Source organism: Pseudoalteromonas luteoviolacea NCIMB 1944, from assembly GCF_001625565.1.
GTDB lineage: Bacteria > Pseudomonadota > Gammaproteobacteria > Enterobacterales > Alteromonadaceae > Pseudoalteromonas > Pseudoalteromonas luteoviolacea_F.
In genome coordinates, this window is sequence record NZ_AUXS01000064.1 from 42,615 (window position 1) to 67,231 (window position 24,617).

25 protein-coding genes are annotated in these 24,617 nt (G+C 39.8%); 17 read left to right on the forward strand and 8 right to left on the reverse strand.

The annotated features are described in order from the left end of the window. The first annotated feature begins 3 nt into the window (after window positions 1–3). The 9 genes from hisA (at window position 4) to N483_RS21095 (ending at window position 7,266) form a co-directional block, all read left to right on the forward strand. Window positions 4–738 carry a 1-(5-phosphoribosyl)-5-[(5-phosphoribosylamino)methylideneamino]imidazole-4-carboxamide isomerase gene (gene hisA / locus N483_RS21065; RefSeq protein WP_023397779.1) on the forward strand — a complete coding sequence of 245 codons (735 nt, stop codon included), beginning with the start codon at window positions 4–6 and terminating at the stop codon, window positions 736–738. After that, the gene (gene hisF, locus N483_RS21070) at window positions 720–1,493 is read left to right on the forward strand and encodes an imidazole glycerol phosphate synthase subunit HisF (RefSeq protein WP_023397780.1); all 774 of its coding nucleotides are present in this window, start codon (window positions 720–722) and stop codon (window positions 1,491–1,493) included. Before hisA ends, hisF begins: the two co-directional genes overlap by 19 nt. Further along, complete coding sequence (hisIE, locus tag N483_RS21075; RefSeq protein WP_023397781.1) at window positions 1,490–2,101, forward strand: bifunctional phosphoribosyl-AMP cyclohydrolase/phosphoribosyl-ATP diphosphatase HisIE; 612 nt, start codon at window positions 1,490–1,492, stop codon at window positions 2,099–2,101. The genes hisF and hisIE overlap by 4 nt, the downstream gene beginning before the upstream one ends. Window positions 2,102–2,159: 58 nt before the next feature. Further along, window positions 2,160–2,657: a hypothetical protein gene (locus tag N483_RS21080; protein WP_023397782.1), complete on the forward strand. Its 498-nt coding sequence runs from the start codon at window positions 2,160–2,162 to the stop codon at window positions 2,655–2,657. 410 nt (window positions 2,658–3,067) lie between these two features. Further along, on the forward strand, window positions 3,068–4,186 hold the full coding sequence (gene glf, locus N483_RS21085) for a UDP-galactopyranose mutase (protein WP_023397783.1): 1,119 nt from the start codon (window positions 3,068–3,070) through the stop codon (window positions 4,184–4,186). 3 nt (window positions 4,187–4,189) lie between these two features. Next, window positions 4,190–5,212 carry a hypothetical protein gene (locus N483_RS21090; protein ID WP_023397784.1) on the forward strand — a complete coding sequence of 341 codons (1,023 nt, stop codon included), beginning with the start codon at window positions 4,190–4,192 and terminating at the stop codon, window positions 5,210–5,212. Between the two features lie 482 nt (window positions 5,213–5,694). Then, on the forward strand, window positions 5,695–5,850 hold the full coding sequence (locus N483_RS27110; RefSeq protein WP_023397785.1) for a hypothetical protein: 156 nt from the start codon (window positions 5,695–5,697) through the stop codon (window positions 5,848–5,850). A gap of 25 nt (window positions 5,851–5,875) precedes the next feature. After that, window positions 5,876–6,028 carry a hypothetical protein gene (locus N483_RS27115; protein WP_023397786.1) on the forward strand — a complete coding sequence of 51 codons (153 nt, stop codon included), beginning with the start codon at window positions 5,876–5,878 and terminating at the stop codon, window positions 6,026–6,028. Between the two features lie 686 nt (window positions 6,029–6,714). Next, entirely contained in the window at window positions 6,715–7,266 is a 552-nt protein-coding gene (locus N483_RS21095) for a YkvA family protein (RefSeq protein ID WP_023397787.1), read from the forward strand. A 55-nt stretch (window positions 7,267–7,321) separates the two neighbouring features. On the opposite strand, the gene N483_RS21100 is transcribed toward N483_RS21095, so the two are convergent. Next, the gene (locus N483_RS21100) at window positions 7,322–9,100 is read right to left on the reverse strand and encodes a M61 family metallopeptidase (RefSeq protein WP_023397788.1); all 1,779 of its coding nucleotides are present in this window, start codon (window positions 9,098–9,100) and stop codon (window positions 7,322–7,324) included. Window positions 9,101–9,275: 175 nt separating this feature from the next. Between N483_RS21100 and N483_RS21105 the strand changes: the two genes are divergently transcribed. The 8 genes from N483_RS21105 to ilvN all read left to right on the forward strand — a co-directional run bounded on the left by N483_RS21105 (window position 9,276) and on the right by ilvN (window position 19,148). After that, entirely contained in the window at window positions 9,276–10,808 is a 1,533-nt protein-coding gene (locus N483_RS21105; RefSeq protein WP_023397789.1) for a GGDEF domain-containing protein, read from the forward strand. Between the two features lie 14 nt (window positions 10,809–10,822). After that, entirely contained in the window at window positions 10,823–12,166 is a 1,344-nt protein-coding gene (gene ppnN, locus N483_RS21110) for a nucleotide 5'-monophosphate nucleosidase PpnN (protein WP_023397790.1), read from the forward strand. Between the two features lie 129 nt (window positions 12,167–12,295). Beyond that, complete coding sequence (gene xni, locus N483_RS21115) at window positions 12,296–13,063, forward strand: flap endonuclease Xni (protein ID WP_023397791.1); 768 nt, start codon at window positions 12,296–12,298, stop codon at window positions 13,061–13,063. 78 nt (window positions 13,064–13,141) lie between these two features. Further along, window positions 13,142–13,537, forward strand: coding sequence for a DUF3192 domain-containing protein (locus N483_RS21120; protein WP_023397792.1), 396 nt, complete (start codon window positions 13,142–13,144; stop codon window positions 13,535–13,537). Continuing rightward, the gene (locus tag N483_RS21125; protein WP_023397793.1) at window positions 13,527–15,212 is read left to right on the forward strand and encodes a hypothetical protein; all 1,686 of its coding nucleotides are present in this window, start codon (window positions 13,527–13,529) and stop codon (window positions 15,210–15,212) included. The genes N483_RS21120 and N483_RS21125 overlap by 11 nt, the downstream gene beginning before the upstream one ends. Before the next feature lie 201 nt (window positions 15,213–15,413). Then, complete coding sequence (locus tag N483_RS21130; protein ID WP_023397794.1) at window positions 15,414–16,421, forward strand: isocitrate dehydrogenase; 1,008 nt, start codon at window positions 15,414–15,416, stop codon at window positions 16,419–16,421. Window positions 16,422–16,929: 508 nt separating this feature from the next. After that, complete coding sequence (locus tag N483_RS21135; RefSeq protein WP_023397795.1) at window positions 16,930–18,651, forward strand: acetolactate synthase 3 large subunit; 1,722 nt, start codon at window positions 16,930–16,932, stop codon at window positions 18,649–18,651. Continuing rightward, entirely contained in the window at window positions 18,651–19,148 is a 498-nt protein-coding gene (gene ilvN, locus N483_RS21140) for an acetolactate synthase small subunit (RefSeq protein WP_023397796.1), read from the forward strand. The genes N483_RS21135 and ilvN overlap by 1 nt, the downstream gene beginning before the upstream one ends. Window positions 19,149–19,317: 169 nt before the next feature. Here ilvN and hupB read toward each other — a convergent pair whose 3' ends face one another. From hupB to N483_RS21175, 7 genes are all read right to left on the reverse strand, one after another. Further along, window positions 19,318–19,593 carry a nucleoid-associated protein HU-beta gene (gene hupB / locus N483_RS21145; RefSeq protein WP_023397797.1) on the reverse strand — a complete coding sequence of 92 codons (276 nt, stop codon included), beginning with the start codon at window positions 19,591–19,593 and terminating at the stop codon, window positions 19,318–19,320. A 152-nt stretch (window positions 19,594–19,745) separates the two neighbouring features. Then, window positions 19,746–20,264 carry a DUF2878 domain-containing protein gene (locus tag N483_RS21150; protein WP_023397798.1) on the reverse strand — a complete coding sequence of 173 codons (519 nt, stop codon included), beginning with the start codon at window positions 20,262–20,264 and terminating at the stop codon, window positions 19,746–19,748. After that, window positions 20,236–21,501 (reverse strand): SAM-dependent methyltransferase, encoded by a 1,266-nt coding sequence (locus N483_RS21155; RefSeq protein WP_023397799.1) that lies wholly within the window; start codon window positions 21,499–21,501, stop codon window positions 20,236–20,238. Before N483_RS21155 ends, N483_RS21150 begins: the two co-directional genes overlap by 29 nt. Before the next feature lies 1 nt (window position 21,502). Further along, complete coding sequence (locus N483_RS21160) at window positions 21,503–22,228, reverse strand: DUF1365 domain-containing protein (RefSeq protein ID WP_023397800.1); 726 nt, start codon at window positions 22,226–22,228, stop codon at window positions 21,503–21,505. After that, on the reverse strand, window positions 22,225–23,478 hold the full coding sequence (locus tag N483_RS21165; protein ID WP_023397801.1) for an NAD(P)/FAD-dependent oxidoreductase: 1,254 nt from the start codon (window positions 23,476–23,478) through the stop codon (window positions 22,225–22,227). Before N483_RS21165 ends, N483_RS21160 begins: the two co-directional genes overlap by 4 nt. Continuing rightward, window positions 23,475–24,194, reverse strand: a complete 720-nt coding sequence (locus N483_RS21170; RefSeq protein ID WP_023397802.1) for an SDR family NAD(P)-dependent oxidoreductase — start codon at window positions 24,192–24,194, stop codon at window positions 23,475–23,477. Before N483_RS21170 ends, N483_RS21165 begins: the two co-directional genes overlap by 4 nt. Continuing rightward, a complete protein-coding gene (locus tag N483_RS21175; protein ID WP_023397803.1) occupies window positions 24,191–24,616 on the reverse strand; it encodes a nuclear transport factor 2 family protein in 426 nt (141 codons plus the stop codon). The genes N483_RS21170 and N483_RS21175 overlap by 4 nt, the downstream gene beginning before the upstream one ends. Window position 24,617 lies beyond the last annotated feature (1 nt).

A 24,617-nucleotide genomic window follows, 5' to 3' on the forward strand; every position in this document is an offset into this window, starting at 1 on the left:
AACATGATAATCCCTGCACTCGATGTTTTAGATAGCCAAATTGTTCGCCTTTATCAGGGCAAATATGATACGGCTCAATTTTATCCTTTTGACTTGCAGTCTCGCCTTCATCAGTATCAAGATGCTGGCGCCATAAAATTGCACCTAGTTGATTTAGAAGGTGCGCGAGACCCAAATAAAAAACAATGGCAACAAATTCAAAACGCCACCAGTGAATTAGACACTCCCTATCAAGTTGGCGGGGGGATCCGTGCATACGAAGACATTAAGCAGTGGCTCAAAGCCGGCGCAAATCAAGTGGTAATAGGATCTTTAGCAGTAGACCAAAAAGAGCAATTGGCCGAGTGGATCCAAGAGTTTGGTGCCGAGCGTTTCGTCATCGCATTGGATGTGAATAAAAGTACTGACGGCTGGTCTGTCGCGACTCACGGTTGGCTGAGTGACTCTAGCGTTTCCTTATTTGAGCTCATTGATTTCTATTTGAACCTTGGCGTATACGACTTTTTGTGCACGGATATTAGTAAAGATGGCACCATGACGGGCCCCTCTTTTGAATTGTATCAACAAATAGTTGCACACAGTCCAGCGGCAAAAGTACAAGCTTCTGGTGGCGTTAGCTCTTTGGAGGATATAAAACAACTCATCAAGATCGGCGTAAGCGGCATAATCCTTGGTAAGTCGTTATTAGATGACGCATTTACAGTTGAGGAGGCTATCGCATGTTATCGAAACGCATAATTCCATGTCTTGATGTCAAAAATGGTCAAGTCGTCAAAGGGGTGAGATTTAAACAGCATGAAGTCGTTGGTGACATCATCGAACTTGCTAAGTTATACAGCGAGCAAGGTGCCGATGAACTGGTATTTTATGAAATTAGTGCCAGTGTTGAGAAGCGATTGCTCGACTTAAACTGGGTCAGGGATATCGCCAAAAACATCGACATCCCTTTTTGTGTTGCCGGTGGGATTAAGTCGGTTGATGATGCTGCTAAAGTACTAGAACAAGGCGCTGATAAAATATCAATAAATAGCCCTGCAATTGCTAGGCCTGAGTTGATCAAAGAACTACATGACGAGTTTGGCAAGCAGTGTGTTGTGGTAGGCATTGACAGCTTCTTCGATGAGCAAAGTGGGGAGTACTTGGTGTATCAGTTAACAGGGGATCCAAATGCTGCCAGTCAAACTCGATACAAAACCCAAGAATGGATCCAGCGAGTCCAAGATTTAGGCGCAGGTGAAATCGTTTTAAACTGTATGAACCAAGATGGAGTACGCAAAGGCTATGATTTATCACAGCTGAGCCAAATGAGGGCCCTATGTGACATCCCCCTGATAGCGTCCGGTGGTGCTGGTAAGGAACAGGATTTTGTCGATGTATTTAACCAAGCCAATGTCGATGGCGCCTTAGCTGCAAGTGTCTTCCATAAACAAGTCATTGAGATACCAAAGCTAAAACAATATTTAAAAGATAATAAGGTAGCGACAAGATTATGAAATTAACACCAGAGAACCTCAGCACTGTCGACTTTGGTAAATCAGAGTTGATCCCTGCCATTGTGCAAGACTACGCAACAGGTGTGATCTTGATGCAAGGGTTTATGAACCTTGAAGCACTACAGGTGACCTTCGAGAAGAAGCTTGTCACATTTTACTCAAGATCTAAGTCTAGACTGTGGACCAAAGGCGAATCTTCGAACAATGTGCTTTCACTCGTTGAAGCACACACTGACTGTGATAAAGACAGTATCTTAATTTTAGCAACACCTGCTGGCCCAACTTGCCATTTAGGGACTGAGAGCTGTTTCGAAGGAGCAAAACCGGAACTTGCTTTTTTAGGTACTTTAGAAAAAGTCATCAGCGAGAGAAAAAACGCAGATCCGAACTCTAGCTATACAGCTTCATTATTTGCTAAAGACTTAAGCCGAAGCTGTCAAAAAGTCGGTGAGGAAGGTGTTGAAGTTGCTCTCGCGGCCATGAAACAGGATAAAGAGGAATTACTTAACGAATCTGCTGATTTAATTTACCACCTGTTAGTACTTTTACAACGAAGTGAGCTCAGTTTACCGCAAGTTGTCGAGACATTAGCCAAAAGGCATCGCTAAGCTATCTCATCCGAAATGACCATGGTATGCTTAGGAAAAATTTAAAAAGGAAGCTGCCATGGTTGTTCGCCACCTATTATATTCTATCGGGTTTATAACGTTAGTTGGGTGCAATACACTCCCCAGTGACGTAGAGAAAAAAGTTGAAAACATGACTGACTGTGAAAAGGTAAATGCACTGATCACAGGGGCTGGTGATGGCTTTTCAATACTAAAAGGTAGCGAAATAAACGGCAAACTAATGAAAAGCTGGCAACCTAAAGCACACTTAATTGAAGACAGCTGTCAGATCAACTTATATACCAGCGGTAACACCGCATATGAGTGCAATAAAGCGTTTTCAGGAAAAACGGCTGCATTAGTTAGATTTGAACAAGTAAACGAAAAGCTAAAAACATGTTTAAGCCCAGATTGGGAAGAAAAACAGCATTTTGGCAAAGAAAGTAGCCGTTCAACATTTACCAGCGACCTATCAGATACGAAAGTAGCCGTTAATTTTGGTACTACCTTGGACAAACAAAAACCATGGGCCGTCAGTTTGGAAATTGTCAAATAAACGACTTCATAATTGTATTGGTTTAGCAGTGAAAGTAGATAGCTCTATTAGAGTAAGCTTTGGTCTATCTACTTTTGGCTAAATGTGAAACCAATCAACCGATAATATGTCATTTCAACCCTATTAAACAACCATTCCATCAAATGTGCCTTGTTGGCATTCACAACTGCTCTCACCCCACACAATGCCAAATTAACTCTATCGTGCCTCAGGTCCTCGTCTGTCCCCTCCCCCCCAACTAGTCCATGAAGAGTAAACAGAAGTGCGGAGAATAATCATCAGATTGTATGCATTTGATGGACAACGTATCTCTTACAAATACTTTTGCTAAAACTCATTTTTTTTAAGTCCAATTTTGCTATCATTCGGCACTTAAAATTTGTGAAAACGATTATAGAAGGCAACTTCGAATGAAAAACGCTCAATACGACTATCTAATCGTCGGTGCTGGTTTATTTGGTGCTGTGTTTGCCCGAGAAGCTACGGATCAAGGGAAGAAAGTTTTAGTTATAGACAAACGAGACCATACCGGTGGCAATATTTATTGCGAAAACATCGAAGGCGTCAACGTTCATAAATATGGCGCACATATTTTCCACACCAGCAATCAAGAGGTGTGGGATTATGTAAATCGTTTTGTATCATTTAACCACTATGTCAACTCGCCTGTTGCTCGATATCAAGACAAGCTTTACAACCTACCTTTTAATATGAATACGTTTTATCAATTGTGGGGAGTAACTACACCTCAAGAAGCAAAAGATAAAATCGCGCAGGAAAGAGCGCCTTATGCTGATATTGATCCTCAAAACCTTGAAGAACAAGCTTTGTTCTTAGGCGGTCGCGATCTTTATGAAAAGCTCATCAAAGGGTACACAGAAAAGCAATGGGGACGCCCTGCTACGCAAATCCCTTCTTTTATAATTAGAAGACTGCCATTTAGATTTACCTTTGATAACAATTACTTTAATGACCTTTATCAAGGTATTCCAATTGGTGGTTACAATGCATTGACCGACGCATTACTTGAAGGTGTCGAAGTACGAACTGGTGTAAATTATTTCGACAATAGTGATGAATACAATCAATTAGCAGAGAAAGTACTTTATACAGGTAAAATCGACGAATTTTTCGATTGCCAATTTGGCAAGTTGGAATATAGAAGTTTGCATTTCGAAACTGAAGTACTTGAACAAGAGAATTACCAAGGCAACGCAGTAGTAAACTATACAGAGCGTGAAGTACCTTACACGCGTATTTTAGAGCACAAGCATTTTGAATTTGGTACTCAAGAAAAAACGGTCGTAACTAAAGAGTATCCACACGAATTTAGTAAGGACAACGAACCTTATTACCCAATTAATGATGAAACTAACAACACATTATTAGCCCGTTATCAAGAGCTTGCTAAAACGGAGCCATATGCCAATAAATTCATTTTTGGCGGCCGTCTTGCAAATTATAAATACTACGATATGGACGACACAATAGAAGCAGCTTTGGCACTAACCGATAAGGAACTAGCATAAATTATGAGTAACAAAGTTTATATTGCTCGAAACTACCGCTCAAAATTTGATGCCGCAGGTAAAGCTAAAATGGACTGTGAAACCATATTGGAAAATAACGGCTGGAAAAATATTGGGTTTAAGCAAACTTGGATTGCCAACTCTATTTTGGGCACTTTGATCAGTGCGCTAGGCGTTACTTGGGCTATTTTAAGGCTGAAATCTGGAAGCACCGTTTGTTTACAGTATCCATTCAATAAATTTTATGGCTATTGCTTGTGGGGTGCCAAACTAAAAAATAGTAAAGTACTTACGCTTGTTCACGATTTAAAGAGTTTAAAAGGTAAATATGGTCACTCCGATAAAGAAGTTAAACTACTGAAACAATCTGATCAGCTAATTGTCCACAACGACAAAATGGCGGCGTGGTTTCAAGAGCAAAACTTTAACTCTGAAATTACCAACATAGAAGCGTTTGACTATTTGCATACTGATAACCCAAATGCAAAACGTACTCAAACAGACTATGAAAATATTCGCGTTGTGTTTGCCGGTAATATGGGCCCGTTCGTCTATGAACTTGATGGCCTTGAGCGTGGCAACTTTAAGTTTGATTTATACGGTGTCGGATATGATGAAAAAAAGGTCAAAGACATCAACAACACTATCTTAGATTACAAAGGCTGCTTTCCATCAAACGAAGTCATTGATCATATTGATGGTGATTTTGGCCTTGTTTGGTATGGCAATACCCTAGATTCGTGTGACGGTGTTACCGGTAAGTATTTAATGTTCAACAACCCACACAAGCTGTCTCTGTATTTACTGTGCGATATGCCGATCATCATCTGGGATCAGGCTGCAATGGCTGACTTAGTTGAAAAAGAAGGTATCGGATTTAGCATCAGTTCTTTGAGAGATATAAAAGATCGCTTGGCTGAACTTACGCCGGCTGAAATTGAGCAAATGAAGAAAAATGTTCAGCGCGTTAAAGCCGATGTCCAATCTGGGCAGTTCTTAACAAAAGCACTAAATAGATTATCTTAATATATGAACTATATTTTATAATCATAGTAACCCCCACTTTTGTGGGGGGTTACTTATATGCATCCCTTGAATTTACCTCGCGTATTAAAATAGGTGATATCGGCTTTAACCCATCATAAAATGCCATATCAGCAGATATTCGCTCTTTTTATCACCATACTGTGCAATAAATAATAACTGTAATTTGTAAAACCAATTACAACAGTATCTAATTACAAAGCTCACATAGTTCAGGTTTTGCGAACATCTAGGGCGGATCAGTATAAGAAGAAAGACACCACCATCTTCACTGAAAATGTCCATTCAATATGTGCTTTCGTATTAACTATTCAATATATAACCAGCCCTTTTTTCCCTCAAATTAAAATACCCAAATAAGAAACACAGCGTAAACCTATAACAATTTAGAATAAACCTTTTGTTGAAAATATGTACATAAATGTTAAGTTGGATTTGCACTACTCGTTTTAAGGAAAAAAGCAATGAAACTAAAAATGAAAAAACATCACCTAAAGTCTCTGAATACTAATAACACATCACAGCAACTAGATAAGCAAATGACACCTCTTGTTGCTGGTGGTAAACCAGAACTTACCCACCCATTTGTATGTACATCTTTTGTAGGTTTTACTTGTTAAAATTAACTTTAAAAAGGAAATAGCTATGCTGAAATTAAATAAGAAAAAACTAAAAAACTTAACAGACGACAAACAGCAGTTAGATAACAAAATGACGCCATTTGTTGCTGGTGGTGTGACTACTAGCCGCTCATGGTGTTGGACTACTGGTCTATGTACTGACACTCAACTTTGCTAATTTTATCAGACGATAAACATGTTACTAATTAAAGGAGGTTATGCCTCCTTTATTTATAACGACCTTTCATCCCCTCCTGCTAAATCATGTACACCACACAAAATAAAGTCATCAGCTCCTTGATATAGGATTGATCATTCGACATGAAAATAGCGCCCGGCAATGCTCCAACAGCTAAGCTAACTAGCACCAGCCTCCACATAAGTTTATTCACATTAATCGGAAAGTAATTTTTTCAGAAGTACCGAAGAAAATTAGAAATCAAATAAAAAACATGGCTGAGATACGCACACTTGACTACAAGGCAACCAAACTTTAAGCGTCCTTTGAGCGTTTCGAATAGCTGCGAAATATGCATTAGACAACACATGTTATCTTAAATAAAAAGCTAAAAAGTGATAGCTCAACTGCTTGTAACTTCACCTACTTGAAACAAGTAGTTTTACAAAAAAACCTAAAAAAAATGAGAAATAGTAAAAATACCCCTCCAAAAATTTAATTTTTTACTAAGATATTTATGTGGTTGAACACAACATCACCAATCTTTGACTTTTTTTCAATTATTGTTAATTTGAGCTTAAGTTAGTGGAGATTTAATGGCATAGTGTCGTTACCAAAGTGGGTATTTACATTCTTTGAAATACCTGACGGATATAAAAATAAACAAAGAGCGTAAGGGAGAAATAATGTCCATCCAAGTAAATTTTGAACTCACTGATATCGATTTAGAACATTTCCGCACAATGATGCAATCAGCAATTGAGCGAAGCAGCCATTTAAGTGAAGAAGATATTATCAGTAAAGCTCGCGAGCTTGTGCAACAAATGGAAGGTACAAACGTCCCTGAGTTTGTTAGAACACGAATGATGTCACTGTCAGCGCTGATCGACGCGGTTCAAGATGACGAATGGCAAATGCCAGAAGATGAAAAGAAAGAAATCATGCTTTCTTTGGCTTATTTTGGTGAACCAGAAGATATTGTTCCAGACAATGTCCCAGTACTTGGATACATTGATGATGCAATTATGATTGAACTTGTACTGCAAGATCTATCATTAGACCTTAAAGCATATCGAGAATTCTGCGGTTTTAGAGCGACAGAGGAAGCCAGACGCGGAGAACACGCAAAAGTAAACAGAGAAAGTTGGCTGGCAAGCACACGAGCACAAATTCGCTCTTCTATGCGTAGAAATAGATCCGGCGCTAAGAGCTCACGTTTTTTCTCTCGCATCATGTAATATCCATTTGATAAAAATATAAAAAAAGGGAGCAAACTAGCTCCCTTTTTATATTTTATTTACTATTGGGATGTTCAACTCCAACCCACGCTTTATACAAGTTCGCTTGGCGGCTAGAAGGAGATTTTATTGCTCGAATGACTTTGTTTCGATTTGCTTTTTCGCCTAGCTGCAATTTCACTGTCATTAATTTATGTCGTCGAATAAAGTCCACTTCCACAATTTCACCCGGGCTAAACAAAGCTAAAGTACTCGCAAGATCTTTGCGAACGTGATGTTTGTTGAGGGCAACTAGTTTATCACCGGCGGTTAAACCAGCTTGCCAAGCGTTACCATCTCTCGCTACATGGGTCAATTCCAGCAGCTGGCCTGCACTTTTAGTGGTGCCATCAATACTTGCCACTTTCACCGTACCAGGCGGATAAACATGCTCCAATCCAACTTTTTCGAATAAGCTATCGAAATCAATAATCGCAGGATTATCAACATAGGTTTGCCACCAATTTGAATAATCGTTGCCACTTATTTCCTTAAGTATCCGTTTTACATCATCACTGTTAAATGAGTTGGGTAGCTTATGTTGCTTATATAGCTCACTATGTACATCTCGATAGCTAACTTTACCTTCACTTTTATCTATCAGGTCGATATCCAGCGCCAAAGAAACTAACGCCCCTTCTAAATAGATATTGGTGCTGTAATTTTTACCGTGATCTCCGCCTTGGTTTATCCATTTATCAAAACTGGTGTGTGCCACCGATTGCACTTCCCTGCCCGGTGTTTGCAAATGTCGATTAAGTGTTCTGTTCAGCGATTTGTAAAACTCTTTGTTGGTGGTGATCCCTGCACTAAGTAATAAGTAGTCTTCCAAATAGCTAGTTGACCCCTCAACAAGCCACAATAAATCGCTGTAATTAATATCAACATAGTCATATGGAACTAACCCTTCAGGTCGGTAGTTTTTTACATTCCATGTATGTATGAACTCGTGTGCTGCGGTGGAGATAAAGCCAATATAGTCATCTCTTGAAGCAAATTTATCGCGGTGCCTTTGAATGATGGTGGAATTTAGGTGCTCAGTTGCTCCCCTTGCTCCACTGGTTGCATGTACCATAAATACATATCTATCATATGGATAATCGTGCCAGATCAAACTTCCCGTTGTCACTAGCTTTTTTAAATCTCGGATCATTAAGTCAACGTCGTAATTTCCCTCTCCCCAAATCACCAATTCATAGTCTCTGCCTTCGACGCTAAACTTATGCAATTCATTGATACCAGTTTCTATTGGAGAGTCGAGCAACACATCGTAGTTCGCCGCTTTAAAGCTATGCTTGGAATTAGCAAAGTCCATACCCGATACCGAGCGCCAGTTATCCGGGACGTCTAGGTTTACGGTTACAGGCTCTTGTCGAAACGAATCACTGAACATAAAAAATCCAGAAGCATCGATAAACGCATGACTATCATCGATGTGCCTCGATCTAAGGGCTAATTCATTCGCATATACTTGATAAGATACAGATACTTCGGTGGGTTCATTTAAATGGACTCGCCAGGTATTTTTATCTGTTTTTTGCCATTTTAACTGCTTCCCACTTTCACTACTTGCTGCAAAAAAACGAATGCCATTGGCCATATCCAGTATCTCATAACGGCCAGTACGCCAGTCAGGCAGTTGAATATCAACATAAGATTGCGCAGATTTCGGAAAAGTAATTTCTACATTGCCTAAATGATGTTGTGGTTGTGTTATTGAGAGTTTGTACTCGACATCAGCGAAGGTAAATTGACTTAAAAGTGCCAAAGAGATCAGTGAGAGATTTTTTTTCATACTATAAAAAATTAAAGAGTTTTCTTAAAATTAGCAAAATTCCTTACACTTGAGTTAATAAATTCGTTGAACCTACATGATAAAAAGCCAAGTTGATAATTAAATTCTCCCACATTTTTCAGTAATTTGATGTAAACTTGCAATTGGATATAGTAAAAAAAGATGTTGGATTTTTGTGACTGATAAAACCGTACTCTTGGAAAAAAAACTCTCTCAAGCTATTTCAGCAAGAAAAACTCTTGAAGAAGCAAAAAAGACGCAAGTCTCGATGCTGTCTGACTTTGCGACAAGATTGTCTTTTAGCTGTAGAGGACAAGATGTAGCCCTAGACAATCAACTTGCGAAGTTTCGAAGTGCACTGAACAAGGGCATGGAAATAGAGCAACTTACTCCGTTGATTGAGACCACGATAGCTCAATTAAAACAGCAAGAAGCCGTTTATGAAGCTAATGAGCGAGCTTTAACAACCCATATTCAGTCTGCTGGAAAACAATTACAAAAACTAAAAGGTTTACCAGATGATACCAGACGCAAACTGAGACATGTGCTTGATCATGAACTTGGTGATATCAAAGCTGTTTCGGAATTTGTCCCTTTACTCGAAAAGATATTGCAGTTTTATATGCAAACACTGCAAGCGAAAGCAGCGCCAGAGTTTAGTTCATCAACTCGCAATCCAGAGCTGGCCATTGAACTGTTATCTCTAACGAACGAGCTGGTTTTTGAAGAGGACGTTTCGGAGCAGATAAAGCAAATCAAACAAAGCTTGTCCGCTGATGATTCGGTTGACTCACTGTTGGATAATTCAGTCAGCATTATTCGTATATTCGCCAAATCTATCGCCCGTGAACGTCAGTCTGCTCAAGGCTTTTTAGTCTCTTTGAACCAAACACTGGAAGAGCTTCATAAATCGATTGTCGAAACCACAAATCAGTCCAAGTCGGTCAATCACGAAGTCTCAGCATTAAACAAGCGTATTGAAGAAAAGATCTCAACTCTGAATCATCAAACACAACAAGCAACTTCTATCACTGAGTTAAAGCAGCTCGTAGACAATGAGTTAAAAGAGCTTAGTAAAGACTTGATTGAACGCGAAAGCATTGAACGCCGAGACAAAGAGGTTCTGCTTCAAAGCTTTGACAAAATTAATGACCGCATCAATTTACTCGAAACTAAAGTAACAAATTATAAAAAACGCTTAAACGAGCAAAAATTCAAAAGCCTGCTAGACGGCCTAACTAAATTGCCTAATCGAGCCGCTTTTGATGATAGGTACAACCAAGAATTTCATCTCTTTGAAGTTCACAACAGTGATGTCACACTCGTCGTTATTGATGTTGACCACTTTAAATCAATTAATGATAAATACGGGCACAGTGCCGGTGATAAAACATTGCAGGTGATAGCCAGAGCACTTAAAAAGTCAATTAGAAAAGCCGACTTTATTGCTCGCTATGGTGGCGAAGAGTTCGTGCTGCTTATGCCGGGTATGCCACTGAGCTCAGCGCAAAGCCCGCTTGAAAAAATACGTAATACCGTAAAAGCAATCCCATTTAGATTTAAAGAAAAAGAAGTACAAATTACGATTTCATTAGGTGCAACACAGCTTAAAAAAGGCGATACACCGCTTACAGCATTTGACCGTGCTGATAACGCACTGTATGACGCTAAAAACTCAGGCAGAGACAAACTTTGCATTAGAGAATAACAAGGAGAATGCCTATGCATGTACAGCTAAACCCAACTGGAGTTCTTAATTTATTATCACAATTAGAAGTCGACTTGTTACAACAGTCTTCAACTTTCGAAAGATATCAATTATTCCGAAACTGTGTGTTGGCTGTTCTAAACGTAGGCAGCCACACAGATTCAAGTTATGAGATCTACCGAAAGTTCGAGGATTTTAATGTTTCTCTGGTTGCGAGAGAGCGCGGCATAAAAATTGAACTGACCAATCCACCAGAGTCTGCATTTGTTGATGGCACAATTATCAATGGTATTCACGAGCATATCTTCTCAGTCATCCGAGATATTTTATTCATTTGTCAAAGACACCAAGATACGCTGATCGAGCCTAAAGAAATTACACACATGGTTTTCGATATGCTGCGAAACGCAGGCGCACTTGAAGTAAACACCGATCCCAATATGGTTGTTTGCTGGGGGGGCCACTCCATCAATGAGCAAGAATATAAGTATACTAAGGAAGTAGGCTATCAGCTCGGTCTTAGAGGGTTAAACATTTGTACAGGTTGTGGTCCTGGTGCAATGAAAGGACCAATGAAAGGCGCAACCATAGGGCATGCCAAACAGCGTATCACTAACAATCGATATTTGGGCCTAACAGAGCCAAGCATTATCGCCGCAGAGCCACCAAACCCTATTGTCAATGAACTGGTGATCTTGCCTGACATTGAAAAACGCCTCGAAGCGTTTGTCAGAACAGCGCACGCCATTATTATCTTTCCCGGTGGCGCAGGCACTTCAGAAGAATTGCTTTATCTACTTGGTATTTTGCTCCATCCAGAAAATGAAAAACAAGTCCTACCCGTTATTTTAACGGGGCCGGAGTCCAGTGCCGCTTACTTTGATGAAATATCTAAGTTTGTTGAGAAAACACTTGGTAGTGAAGCGCTTAACAAGTTTGAAGTCATTATCGATGATCCTGAACGTGTCGCAAAAACCATTAAGTCCGCAATGCCTAAAGTACGAGAGTACAGAAAGTCAGAGGGTGACGCATATTACTTTAACTGGACGCTTAAAATTGAAGAGCCGTTCCAGCAACCATTTGAACCAACCCATGAGAATATGTCATCTCTTGATTTACATTTAAGTCAACCTAAAGAAATACTAGCGGCAAATTTACGACGTGCTTTTTCTGGGATTGTGGCAGGTAACGTGAAAGACAATGGCGTTAAAGCAATAAAACAACATGGTCCATACGTGCTCTCTGGCGATAAATCACTCATGTCAGACATGGATAAACTATTGCAGGCTTTTGTAAACCAAGGTCGTATGAAGTTACCTGGCAGCAAATATGAGCCCTGCTACAAAATCCAGTCATAAAGCAAACTACGACCGTATAACTTAGATAGTTATTTAATTAAAACAAAAGCTTTTAGGGGCGATGAACTCTCATCGCCCCTCTGTTATAATCCTCGAAAGTACCAACAAAAATTTGTTTTATATACATTTATGGCCCAATTACTGCTGATTGACGCACTTAACTTAATTCGTCGTATATACGCTGTTGATTGTGAACAATCAGGGTTGACTGATGAGCAAATCATTCAAAGCTGTTATCAACGCGTAAAGAACGCAACCCGAAAACTACTTAAAACATCCCAAGCAAGTCACGCAATTGCAGTATTTGACGGGGACAAAAGCTGGCGTTATCACCTTTACACGGAATACAAAGCCACGAGAAAACCAATGCCACAGCAGTTAAAGGATAACCTTGAAATTGTTGCCCGAGGCTTTACTGAGCAAAATGTAAAAGCATATTTTCCAGTTCAAGATGAAGCAGATGATATATTGGCAACGCTGGCATATAAAGCGTCAAATCACGGCGTAGCGTCAACGATTGTATCTACCGACAAGGGTTTTTTACCGTTAATTGGTGAACACATTCAAGTCTATGATTACTTTAAACAACAAGGTATATCGTCTGAGGACGTGAGGTCCAAATTTTCCTTAGATAAAAATCAGCTTCATGATTTCTGGGGGTTAATGGGTGACAAAACCAATGATATTCCAGGAGTAAAAGGAGTTGGGAAAAAAACCGCTGTTGATGTATTGAGCCAATTCACTTCAGTAGAAAATGCACTGAACAGCCCTAGCCTTCATGGAACAATTAGAAAAAAAATAGAAACTGATATTGATAACTTTATTTTGAGCAAAGCACTAGTAGCCCTTAGAACCGACATTGAAGTTGGTTTTACTTTAAAAGAGCTGCGTCTCTGATCATTGCATTAATCACAAATTACTTGTTATGGATACACGCTTCGGATAGTCTTACCGAGCTGTATTTAGGTGACTTAAATGATAAAAAAAGTTCTACAATATATATTTCTGGGCCTCGCGGTTTACGCCGGGATTGTCTATCTTGTGATCAACTTTTATAAAGATGATCCAAGAGCGATGCTATGGAAAGACAGGGAAGCTTTTAACAAAAGGTTTATTAGCAAGCTCAAACCAGATACACGGATGGATTTAGATTCAGTGCTCGACAATTTAGGTAGCCCAGATCTCACCTATGTGAAATCAAACGATGATACAGTCTTTCAAATTGTCTATTACCGCACTCAATTGATGAAACCAGACGGCATAACAACACAAGATGAATGTACTGGTTTGTTATTTAAAAATGGTCAGCTAATTTTGTGGGGAGCTGGTGCAGTTGTAGCCTATGAGAAAGCGCTAAATAATGACGAATAAAGACATATCAAAACAACTCTTCGAATTGGTAAACAAAACAGAGCAAACACTTAGGCTTTACTATAACAAACAAAAATGGCCCAGTATCTTTCCAACCCTCGCAGAGCTTGCTCAGTTGTACACGCACACCTACCAAAGCGCCCCCAATGCACTGCATAGCTACCTAAACTTTAACTTTCAACAACTATCCCCAACGACAAATTTGGTGGTTAAAAAGTGCATTTTGGTATGTATTATCTCGCAGGGCCATGGCTATTCAAATAACATTCGTCAAGAATTACTTGTCGCTTGTTTGGCCAGCTTTTTGTGTGTAAAAAAAGAAAGTGACAAATTACTTAATGCACAACCCCTGACTGAACAGGGTAAGAAAATATGGAAAATAAGATATCAACTCGCAGTCAAAGTACTTGAACATGGTGGCTCGGTTAATAAACAGGCAACTCGCATGATGTCTCGACTTCAGCCGTACTGTGAAACCTTAAAGAGCAAACGCGTTGCGCCACTATACGACAACACTACTTTAGTTGTGGCCATTGCACAGATCATTGCAATGGCTTTGGTTAAAACTCCCACTAAGCCCAATACTTTGGCCTCTGTGGTGAAAAAACTCTACTTATCCAGTTATGACGAATTTACCCGCGACACCTTAAACAAACTGTCTATGCAATTCAGTCGCTTTGCTGTTGGTTGCACAACTGTATATCGCGGTCAAAAAGCGCTTCTTTTGCAAAGAAACGATAAGAACCAAGTGATTTGTACATTTGAAGGCAATAAGGTCGATCGCCTAGTCAAAACACAAAGCTCGTTTGAATTTGAGTACAGGACAATCTCCACAGCAGATAAACACCTCCTTTTCAAAGTGTGGGGACACATAGAATCGCAAGAAATCGCCGCAACAGAAGACTCGTTTGAAGCAACTTACACTGTAATAGACAAATTGAGTAGAAATAGTTTTGCTAGTTTTAGAGCTATTGAAAAAACAATTGAGCCGTTTCCATACATAGAGCAAGCACTTCAGCAAGCCGCGAAACAATATAATAGAGAAGCTCAAAAAGGTGCAAATATTCGACACTGTTTAACTATGGTCGGATTAAACACAGCGAGTTTGCTCTGTCAGCGCGTACTTATTGAGCAGGTTATTTCTCAGTTGCGTCACCCCTTCGCCCTTGATATATGGCATAAATATCAGCAGCTCGCACAGATCTTAGCAACTTTAACTAAACAAGCATATGGACAAGAATATGAGAGTATTCTCTCCCCTATCAGCGCGGTCGTCGCCTTCATGTTAAAGCATCATGATATTGATATAAAACGCTTCACTTGTGTCAGTGAACAAGCCGACTCATCAACACCTTATTCTCTGGCAAGATTATTTGGCTTTTTAGAATTCAATTCGACACAGCTGGACGACTATTTTTCCCACCACTTTGATAACAGCCCTCCACATGGCGCTTTCATGCAATCAGAAAGAGAAAAAGACAGTACTTTGAGTGAAGAGGCAAAAACGTTTGTTGCCATTAAAGTACTTGCAATGCAGTGGAGCAGCGCCCACTTTACACCTACAGCTTGGCAACATCATGTTTTGCAAAACCAAATAAAGAAATTTGGCTGGGATAGCGAAACGCAATTGAATGACGCCATCTTAGCGTTATCCTTACACAGCATGATTGAATAATATTTATTCTATAAATGCAGGATATAACAAACATAAACTAAATTTATGCCCTTTTATCATTCCTTGCTGGAATATCTATGAATAAATTGCTATAAAACGCGCTTAATTTTTCAAGCGAACACACACTTTTTATTTGATTGACTACAATAAATAGATCCTTCTTTTATGTGTGTACAATTTATTTTGATAAAGGAAAACTAAATGGCTAAGCAAACAGTTACCGTTATTCGCGGCGATGGTATTGGTCCAAGCATCATTGATTCTGCAATTGAGATTTTAAACGCAGCGGGCTGTGATTTTGAATACGAATATGTTGATGCAGGTCTTGCAGCACTAGAAAAAACTGGTGAACTGCTTCCACCTGAAACATTAGAAGCTATCGAGCGTAATAAGCTTACCCTGAAAGGCCCTTTAACAACACCTGTAGGTGAAGGTTTTACATCTATCAACGTTACTTTGCGTAAGCAGTTTGGCTTATACGCAAACGTGCGCCCAGTTAAGTCTTTTGAAGGTACTCAAGCACGCTACGACAACATTGACATCATTACTGTACGTGAAAACACACAGGGTATGTACTCTGGTCTTGGTCAAGTAACATCTGAAGATGGTACAGAAGCTGAAGCAATGTCGAAAATCACACGTGAAGGCGCTGAAAAAATCGTAACTTTCGCGTATGAGCTTGCACAACGTGAAGGCCGTAAGAAGGTAACGGCAGTTCATAAAGCGAACATCCTAAAATCAACTTCAGGTCTATTTCTAAAAGTGGCTCGTGAAGTCGGTGAGCGCTTCCCTGATATCGAGTCAGCTGAAATGATTGTAGATGCGACTTGTATGAAACTAGTTATGAACCCGGATGAGTTCGATGTTGTAGTTACAACTAACCTATTTGGTGACATCATTTCGGATCTATGTGCTGGCTTAGTTGGTGGTTTGGGTATGGCGCCTGGTGCAAATATCGGTGAAAATGCTGCGATTTTTGAAGCGGTACACGGTAGTGCACCTGACATTGCTGGTAAAAATCTAGCAAACCCAACATCTGTTATTCTTGCTTCTATCCAAATGCTTGAATACCTAGATATGGGTGAAACTGCTGAGCGTATCCGTAGCGCTGTTGCTGACGTTATCAAGTCTGGCGACCGTACTACTCGTGATCTTGGTGGCAGCCATGGCACCACTGACTTCACACAAGCTGTGATCGAACGTCTATAATAGATACACAAAAAGATAGCGCAAATTGCGCTATCTTTATTCTCCCCCAAAGGCTCTACGCAACATTCACTCTATACCTTGCCACTTAAAAGTTATTAAACTTCAACCTATTGACCTCATTTTTAACTCTACAAACAACAGTTCCTTAACATGCAATAAACCTCCTAATTATTTTAGCTTTGCAAATATTGCCACAGATACATTTATGCATTGCCCCCTATTTTTATAAATTGAAATATTACATTTCAAATTTATCAACGCCAAAAAGGGTTATATTATGCATATCTCCATCCTGGCTTCTTGACAGAAACATCGATTGCCCTTTAAATTAAAACTAGTTAAATAATTTAGTAGATTTGAAATGAATTTAGTTAAGCTTGCAAAATTGGTTCTCGTGGTGGTCTTAGTATTAAGTCCATAGGGGCCTGTGTGAGTATATGCTTTCATCGACCCCGCACAATGCGGGGTTTTTTTATGCCAAGATTTAACTTGGCTGAGGAATGAGGTAATGAATGAGCAATTTAATGGCTCCGAGTTAGTTGTAAAGGCGCTAAAAGATTTACAAGTACAATACATTTTTGGCTATCCAGGCGGATCTGTTTTGGATTTGTACGATGCTCTATTTGAGCAAAGTGATATAGAACACATTCTCGTCCGACACGAGCAAGCTGCAACTCATATGGCAGATGGATATGCTCGTGCTACAGGCCAAACAGGCGTGGTGCTCGCTACTTCTGGCCCTGGCGCAACTAATTGCATTACAGGTATCGCAACGGCCTACATGGACTCTATTCCAATGGTTGTACTTTCTGGGCAAGTGCCGTCAAACTTGATTGGTGATGACGCGTTTCAAGAGACCGACATCGTTGGCTGTTCAAGACCTATTGTCAAACATAGCTTTAATTGTCGAAATGCAGAAGATATCCCCGCAATTTTGGCCAAAGCCTTTTACTTAGCTAGCTCAGGAAGACCGGGACCGGTCGTTGTTGAGTTGCCAAAAGACGTCTTAATTCCACAAACTAAATTCAACTATGTTATGCCACCGCAACTTGATATGCGGACATATAACCCAAGTACTAAAGGCCATTCGAAGCAAATCAAAAAAGCGGTAGAGGCGATTTTACAAGCTAAGAAGCTGGTCATTTATTCAGGTGGTGGAATCGTCCTATCGAATACTTCTGACAAGCTGACTGAGCTAGTTGAAAAGCTCAACGCGCCAATTACAAACACTTTAATGGGTCTAGGTGGGATCAGTGGTAACCATCCTAACTTTATTGGCATGTTAGGAATGCATGGCTCCCTTGAAGCCAATAAAGCGATGGCTAACGCCGATACTATTTTAGCACTGGGTGCCAGATTTGATGACCGAGTGACAAATAATGTTAAGAAGTTTTGTCCCAATGCAAAAATTGTCCATGTAGATGTAGATCCAACTTCTATCTCTAAAACAATTCAAGCACATATCCCTGTAGTTGGCTGTTTAGATACAGTTCTAACACAGCTATTAAATGGTATTGATAACAGCAGTATTGCCATTGATCGCAGTGCTCAAGAAGCTTGGTGGAAAGACATTACTCAATGGCGAGAAAAGAAGTGTTTGGACTTTGAAACCTCTGAAGACAAGATCAAGCCTCAGACGGTGATTAAAAAGCTCTATGACATTACTCACGGCAATGCGTATGTTTCCTCCGATGTGGGCCAACACCAAATGTTTGCAGCACAATACTACCCATTTAAAAAACCTCGTCAGTGGATCAACTCTGGCGGACTTGGCACCATGGGGTTTGGATTACCTGCGGCTATGGGCGTAAAAGTTGCCTACCCGCAAGAAGAAGTCGTGTGCGTAACAGGTGACGGTTCTATTCAAATGAATATTCAAGAGCTTTCAACCTGCCTCCAATATGATTTAAATGTGAAAGTTGTATCATTAAATAACCGCTCACTAGGCATGGTTAGGCAGTGGCAAGATATGCTATATGATGGTCGTCATTCTAGCTCCTATATGGAGTCATTACCTGATTTCGTCGCACTAGCCGAAAGTTATGGCCATGTAGGGATCAGAGTAGATCACCCTGACGAGCTGGAACCAGCCCTAGAAAAAGCATTTTCAATACAAGATCGCTTAGTGTTCTTGGATATTCGAGTTGATGAGAGCGAACACGTATACCCGATGCAAATTAAACACGGTGCCGTTGACGAAATGTGGTTGAAAAAAGGAGTAAAGGTATAATGCGTAGAATATTAGCAATTCTATTAGAAAATGAACCAGGTTCACTGTCACGAATTGTTGGGCTTTTTTCTCAAAGGGCCTATAACATTGATAGTTTGACCGTTGGCACGACTGACGACAAGACACTTTCTCGCATTACTATTACCACTCATGGGGATGATCGAGTCGTAGAGCAGATCACGAAGCAAGTTAACAAACTCGTCGATGTGTTGAAAGTCTTTGACCTAACGGAAATCAACCACATAGAAAGAGAGCTGTTAATGGTCAAGGTGTTTACTCGAAATGAAGCGATGAGAGCGGCAGTTACTCGAGTAAGCGACGTGTTTGGAGCAGCCATTGTTGATATGGGAAAACAAAGCTACACACTTCAGCTGGCTAGCAGTACAGATAAAATTGAGAGCTTTTTGGATATGCTGCGCCACGAAAGTGACTTAATTGAACTCGTTCGTTCAGGAGCTGTTGGCATAGGTCGAGGTGATAAAGCGCTCAAGAGTTAAATAAGTCAGATTAATTATTTTGGGCCTTTGTGCCCATTAATTATAATCGCCTTACCGTTATTTATATATTCTAATTTTTATAACTTAAAAATAAAAAAGAGCCAAAAGGCTCTTTTTCAAATTTTTGGTCACGAGATAAATCTCACAGCCAATTATATTCGTCATTGAATTAAAGGTTTACTTGATCCTTTAAGCCTTTACCAGCTTTGAAGCTTGGGATATTTGCCGCTGGAATTTGGATTTCAGCACCTGTTTGTGGGTTACGGCCAGTGCGTGCTGCGCGCTCTTTTACAGAGAAAGTACCAAAACCAACTAGTGCTACTGAGTCACCTTCTTTTAGAGCTTCAGTTACAGCACTAGTTAAAGCGTCTAATGCACGGCCAGCTGCCGTCTTAGAGATATCAGCGTCGTTCGCGATCTTTTCAACTAGTTGAGCTTTGTTCATTTTAAAAATTCCTATATTTTTTTATTTTCTGCCGGAGCAAATTCTATGTTTATTCATTTTAAGCATGAGTGCAAGCCAAAATTCAACTATATTCGAAATTAATCTGACAAATTGTGCTTGTTTCGTATATATTTAGCTAAAAGGGGAACGATTTAGCTCATTACCTCATCATTCCTTCTTACAAAAGAACACGAGTCAAGCCACCTCAGCATCTCAAAACCAATAAGCCATATCGCACCATAAATAAACCAAAATAGCCACAAAGGCTCTAATGTAGACAATACTCCGACTTTCGACCCTGCATAATAACTGCCCGGTGTACACAACCAAACAATAGGTGCTCTGTATTTTATGGGTAGATAAAAAAGCTTGCTTAGAGACTCTCTAAACGAAAATAGTAAAGCGAGCCACAACAAAACTAGCCAAACAGGGAGCGTTTCATCTCCATAGTCGATGACACTGAAGTTCACAGCAACAAGTTCAATGGACAAGCCAACCCACAGCCCTATAAGCACAAACTTAGTATCTCTTGACTTGTGCGGGCTTAAAAAAAACATTAACGCTATCGCAATGCCAACCAGCAATAATGCATCAGACTGCAAGAAAAAAACTGCAAACCAAGCCAGCTGAAATAACGCAAAGTTAATAATGACAGAATGTTTTTTCATCATCGTTAAAATACCTAGGCTTTCTAGCAACAAGGTGCACGGCACTCGTTGCTCTTTGCTTAAAACCACCTTCACAGTAACAAAGATAAAACTCCCAAAGACGATAGAATCGCTGGTCAAACTTCTTATTATCCAACGATGGCCAAGCTTTATCGAATCGCTCGCGCCAATCGTACAAAGTTTTCGCATAATGCAAGCCGATATCTTTAACCGAGTGAACAACTAGATCTGTACTGCTGCATATTTGCTTGCTCATTTCTGTAATTGAAGGGAGACATCCACCAGGAAAAATATATTGTTGGATAAAATCAGAGTTTTTTAAATAGTGATGGTATCTTTGACATGCAATGGTTATAGCTTGGATCAACATGACACCATCTGGCTTTAACAATGCGCTGCACTTTTCAAAAAAGCCGGCCAAATAGTCATGCCCTACTGCCTCTATCATTTCGATTGAGACTAATTTGTCAAACTTACCACCAAGCTCCCTGTAATCGTCCTTAAGCAATGTTATCTGCTCTTGCAACCCAAGCTCATCTATTCTTTGACGCACATATGCATGTTGCTCTTCGGAGATTGTGGTCGTGGTAACCTTGCAACCGTAATTTTGTGCAGCGTATATCGCAAAGGCTCCCCACCCAGTGCCAATCTCAATGACGTGATCTGATTGTTTGAGGTCTACTTGCTCGCATATTTGTTTTAGTTTGTGTTGTTGCGCGACTTCAAGCGTTGCGTTGTGTGTTGGATAAACAGCACTAGAATAAAGCATTTCATCACTCAAAAACGCACTATACAAGTCGTTACCCAAATCGTAATGGGCAACTATGTTTTTCTTTGAACCCGCTTTAGTGTTGCGATTTTTAAAGTGTGTTACTTTGTTAAACAGCCCAGATATCAACGCAAACTTTTTCTCGAATTGGTCCAACACGTCTTGATTAACGACAAATATTTCTATGAGTTTGGTTAAATCTGAACAAGTCCAATGTCCCAAAATATATGACTCACCCGCCCCAACGCTACCGCCAAGAGCAAATTTGGCGTACATTTGTCCAGAGTGAACGTGTATTGTTGTTTTATCTGAGCTTTTTTCATTGCCAAATAAAAACTCTTGATCCGCGTCAATTAGCCTTATATGCCCCCACGTAATTTGTGCTAGTGCTTTTAACACTAATGTCTTGCACACTTTTACTAAAAAGCCGTCGCTGTTCTCGCTGCTAAATGATTGTGTCGTTTTTTCCATCTTACAAACTTCCGGGATGACTGATAAAAGGAACTCGCTTAATAAAAAGCTTTAACGCTTGCCAGTAAATGCCTTTCACAATTGAAAAAGTCATCGCTGGAAACTGCTTCAACAAATTACTAACAGCGTGTCTTTCTAGTGGCACTCGCTGCAGTCTTAATGTGGCGTCAAATAGGAGTTCACGCTCTTTTTTATTCTCGATGTGGACAAAGGCATGTTGCTCAGGTGCTTTTATATGCCAGTGGTATTCCATATCCAAGTTCATAAAAGGTGATACGTGAAAAGTCTTTTCAAAGTTCACTTTTTTTCCAAGTGGAACAAGATAATAGTGGCGCTCATTCCATGGTGTATTGCTCACCTCAGCGATCATGTGTGTATATTTGCCGTCTTCCTTGGAAAAAAAATAAAAATTAACAGGACTAAAGTAATAGCCAACGCAGCGAACCTGTCCCATTAAATATACTTTGCTACCAGAAGCATCAACGCCCAGTTCAAGGCTTTTATCTAACGCTCGCTGCTTTAAAGGTTCCTCACTTCCAACTAAATAGTCAGCCTGTTCAAATCGCAGTAATTTTTTCCCTCTGGTACCGAACATTGGATGAATATCATCCAATAGGTGCAACTCGTCCAAATCAAAACACATCATGTACATTGGATATTTAAAGTGATGGTCTGCGACAGTATAGCGGCGGTGCCTGACATCGCCTAAGTAGATGGCACTATTCAAAATTCAACTCCGAGCTGTTCAGCAACATCTACTGCGCTTTTGACACCATCTTCGTGAAAACCATTAAACCAATAAGCCCCGCAAAAATAAGTGCGATTAATTCCATCAATTTCCGACTTTCTTTTTTGTGCTCGGATGCTTTGCGTATTAAATACTGGGTGAAAATAAGTAAATTGATTAAGTATTTTATTCTTGTCTATCTGAGCATCATTATTTAACGTGACACAATATTGCTGTGCAGAAGATATCCCCTGAAGGATGTTCATTTGATATGTTACACTTGCAGGCCTTGTCTGGCTCTCATCTAGCGCATAATTCCAACTTGCCCAAGCTGCCCTTCGCTTTGGTAGCAACGATATATCGGTGTGAAGAACAACGCTATTTGGCGTATAAGGAATAGACCCTAATACATCAAGTTCGACATCAGATGCATCTTTCAGCAAAGCCAAAGCTTGATCAGAATGACAAGCAAAGACAACTTCATCAAAATGCTCGACGTTTCCATCGTCAAATGTTATCTCGACGTACCCATCTAGACGCGCAACCGACTTAATATGGGCGTTTAAATGTATTTTATCCTTGAATGACTCAGTCAAAGGCGCAATATATTGCTTTGACCCACCTGGGATAACATACCACTGAGGTCTGCCTGCTACGTCTAATAGCCCATGATTGTAGAAAAACTGAATGAAGAACTGAATTTCAAAATCTAGCATACCTTTTAAGCTGGTCGACCAAATCGCTGCACCCATAGGTAAAATATAGTGCTTTTTAAAAAACTCATCGAAGCCGTGTGCGTCTAGGAAGTCACCCAAATTCGTATGCTTCGAATAATCGCCACTATGATACAGTGCTTTAGATAATCGGTTAAATTTAACAATACTGTATAGAAACCCCCAAAATTTGGGCGAAAATATATTGCGCTTTTGAGCAAATAGTGAAAAAAACGTGTGTCCATTATATTCGAAGTCCCTACCTGCTGTTTTAACGCTAAAGCTCATTTGTGTCGGCTTGCGGCCAACCCCTATTTGGTCCAACAGCTTTTCGAACAAAGGATAAGTGCGGTCGTTAAAAACAATAAAGCCAGTATCAATACCCTTTAGCCCTTCCGGTGTCTCAACATCAACGGTTGCTGTGTGACCCCCAAGCCTATCTTCTTTTTCAAATAAGGTGATATTGTGTTTTTTGTTAAGTAAATAAGCCGCACTTAATCCTGAAATACCAGACCCAATTATTGCAATATTTTTCAACGTTTTATCCTTTTAGCGATTGGCGACCAAAGTTTGAATGGAAGAAGGGAGAAAAGCTTTAAAAACAAAGTAAAGCGTTTTGGAAAGTGGATTTCATCACAACGATTTAAAACCCCATTATAAATGCGTTCCGCAGCCTGTTCACAACTCACTAAACAAGGCATAGGGAAATCATTTTTATCGGTTAGTGGGGTCTCTACAAATCCAGGGTGTACCAAAGTGACATTTATATCTTGTAACTCTACTTGCATAACGCGCGTTAAATAGCTTAATGCCGCCTTAGATGCACCGTAGGCTTGCGCCCTTGGCAGCGGCAAAAAGCTCGCGCTAGAACTGACTATAACAAGTTGCCCATCTTTTTTAATCTTGGGTATAAATGCCTCTAAACAATACCCTGTGGAAATCAAGTTAGCGTGGATAACCCGTTCAAATAACGCCGAATCAAACTGATTTGCGTCATCTATATATTCACATACACCGGCATTTAAAATCACAATATCTAAGTTATCAAAACAGTTTGCAGCATCAAACACTTGCTGTTTCGACGTTATATCAAACTTAGATGTTTTAATACTTTGCTGTGAGAATGCAGCGAGTTTTGACTCATTTCGGCCACATGCGATAACATTGTGAGAAGACGAATAACGTTTTACCAACGCTTCACCAATACCCGATGTAGCCCCCGTTATCACTACCTGCTTTTGCTCAACTGTCATGATACAGCTCGCTTTTCAAGTGTTTTAATAACACTGCCAAGTAGTGGTATATTGCGATATAACAAGGCGCCCACATCAAAGTAGTCTCGGTGATTAATCACTTTCTCACCTTTAAAAGTAAGTTGGCTATGTCCTGCAACAGTAATGCACTTTTTATTATTGAGCTTGTTATGAGAAAAGTGCATATCCCAATATAAAAAACCTTTGTCTTCTATTACGTAGTGTTCTTTTATATCGAAGGAAATGGAGTTGACATTGGCGTACATGTTTTCAAAGTACTTTGTTAATTCCTCAATTCCTTCAACTCTATGTAGAGGATCAGAAAAGACGATACTTTCGTCATAAATATTTCGTAACAGACTTAAATTTTTGTCCGAGAGTTGATTATATATATCAACAAAGTTGCTAAGATGCTGTTCCATT

Coding starts and splice junctions, on each gene's coding strand:
- hisA (WP_023397779.1), top strand. CDS start 4: ATGATAATCCCTGCACTCGATGTTTTAGATAGCCAAATTGTTCGCCTT.
- hisF (WP_023397780.1), top strand. CDS start 720: ATGTTATCGAAACGCATAATTCCATGTCTTGATGTCAAAAATGGTCAA.
- hisIE (WP_023397781.1), top strand. CDS start 1,490: ATGAAATTAACACCAGAGAACCTCAGCACTGTCGACTTTGGTAAATCA.
- N483_RS21080 (WP_023397782.1), top strand. CDS start 2,160: ATGGTTGTTCGCCACCTATTATATTCTATCGGGTTTATAACGTTAGTT.
- glf (WP_023397783.1), top strand. CDS start 3,068: ATGAAAAACGCTCAATACGACTATCTAATCGTCGGTGCTGGTTTATTT.
- N483_RS21090 (WP_023397784.1), top strand. CDS start 4,190: ATGAGTAACAAAGTTTATATTGCTCGAAACTACCGCTCAAAATTTGAT.
- N483_RS27110 (WP_023397785.1), top strand. CDS start 5,695: ATGAAACTAAAAATGAAAAAACATCACCTAAAGTCTCTGAATACTAAT.
- N483_RS27115 (WP_023397786.1), top strand. CDS start 5,876: ATGCTGAAATTAAATAAGAAAAAACTAAAAAACTTAACAGACGACAAA.
- N483_RS21095 (WP_023397787.1), top strand. CDS start 6,715: ATGTCCATCCAAGTAAATTTTGAACTCACTGATATCGATTTAGAACAT.
- N483_RS21100 (WP_023397788.1), bottom strand. CDS start 9,100: ATGAAAAAAAATCTCTCACTGATCTCTTTGGCACTTTTAAGTCAATTT.
- ppnN (WP_023397790.1), top strand. CDS start 10,823: ATGCATGTACAGCTAAACCCAACTGGAGTTCTTAATTTATTATCACAA.
- xni (WP_023397791.1), top strand. CDS start 12,296: ATGGCCCAATTACTGCTGATTGACGCACTTAACTTAATTCGTCGTATA.
- N483_RS21120 (WP_023397792.1), top strand. CDS start 13,142: ATGATAAAAAAAGTTCTACAATATATATTTCTGGGCCTCGCGGTTTAC.
- N483_RS21125 (WP_023397793.1), top strand. CDS start 13,527: ATGACGAATAAAGACATATCAAAACAACTCTTCGAATTGGTAAACAAA.
- N483_RS21130 (WP_023397794.1), top strand. CDS start 15,414: ATGGCTAAGCAAACAGTTACCGTTATTCGCGGCGATGGTATTGGTCCA.
- N483_RS21135 (WP_023397795.1), top strand. CDS start 16,930: ATGAATGAGCAATTTAATGGCTCCGAGTTAGTTGTAAAGGCGCTAAAA.
- ilvN (WP_023397796.1), top strand. CDS start 18,651: ATGCGTAGAATATTAGCAATTCTATTAGAAAATGAACCAGGTTCACTG.
- hupB (WP_023397797.1), bottom strand. CDS start 19,593: ATGAACAAAGCTCAACTAGTTGAAAAGATCGCGAACGACGCTGATATC.
- N483_RS21150 (WP_023397798.1), bottom strand. CDS start 20,264: ATGATGAAAAAACATTCTGTCATTATTAACTTTGCGTTATTTCAGCTG.
- N483_RS21155 (WP_023397799.1), bottom strand. CDS start 21,501: ATGGAAAAAACGACACAATCATTTAGCAGCGAGAACAGCGACGGCTTT.
- N483_RS21170 (WP_023397802.1), bottom strand. CDS start 24,194: ATGACAGTTGAGCAAAAGCAGGTAGTGATAACGGGGGCTACATCGGGT.
- N483_RS21175 (WP_023397803.1), bottom strand. CDS start 24,616: ATGGAACAGCATCTTAGCAACTTTGTTGATATATATAATCAACTCTCG.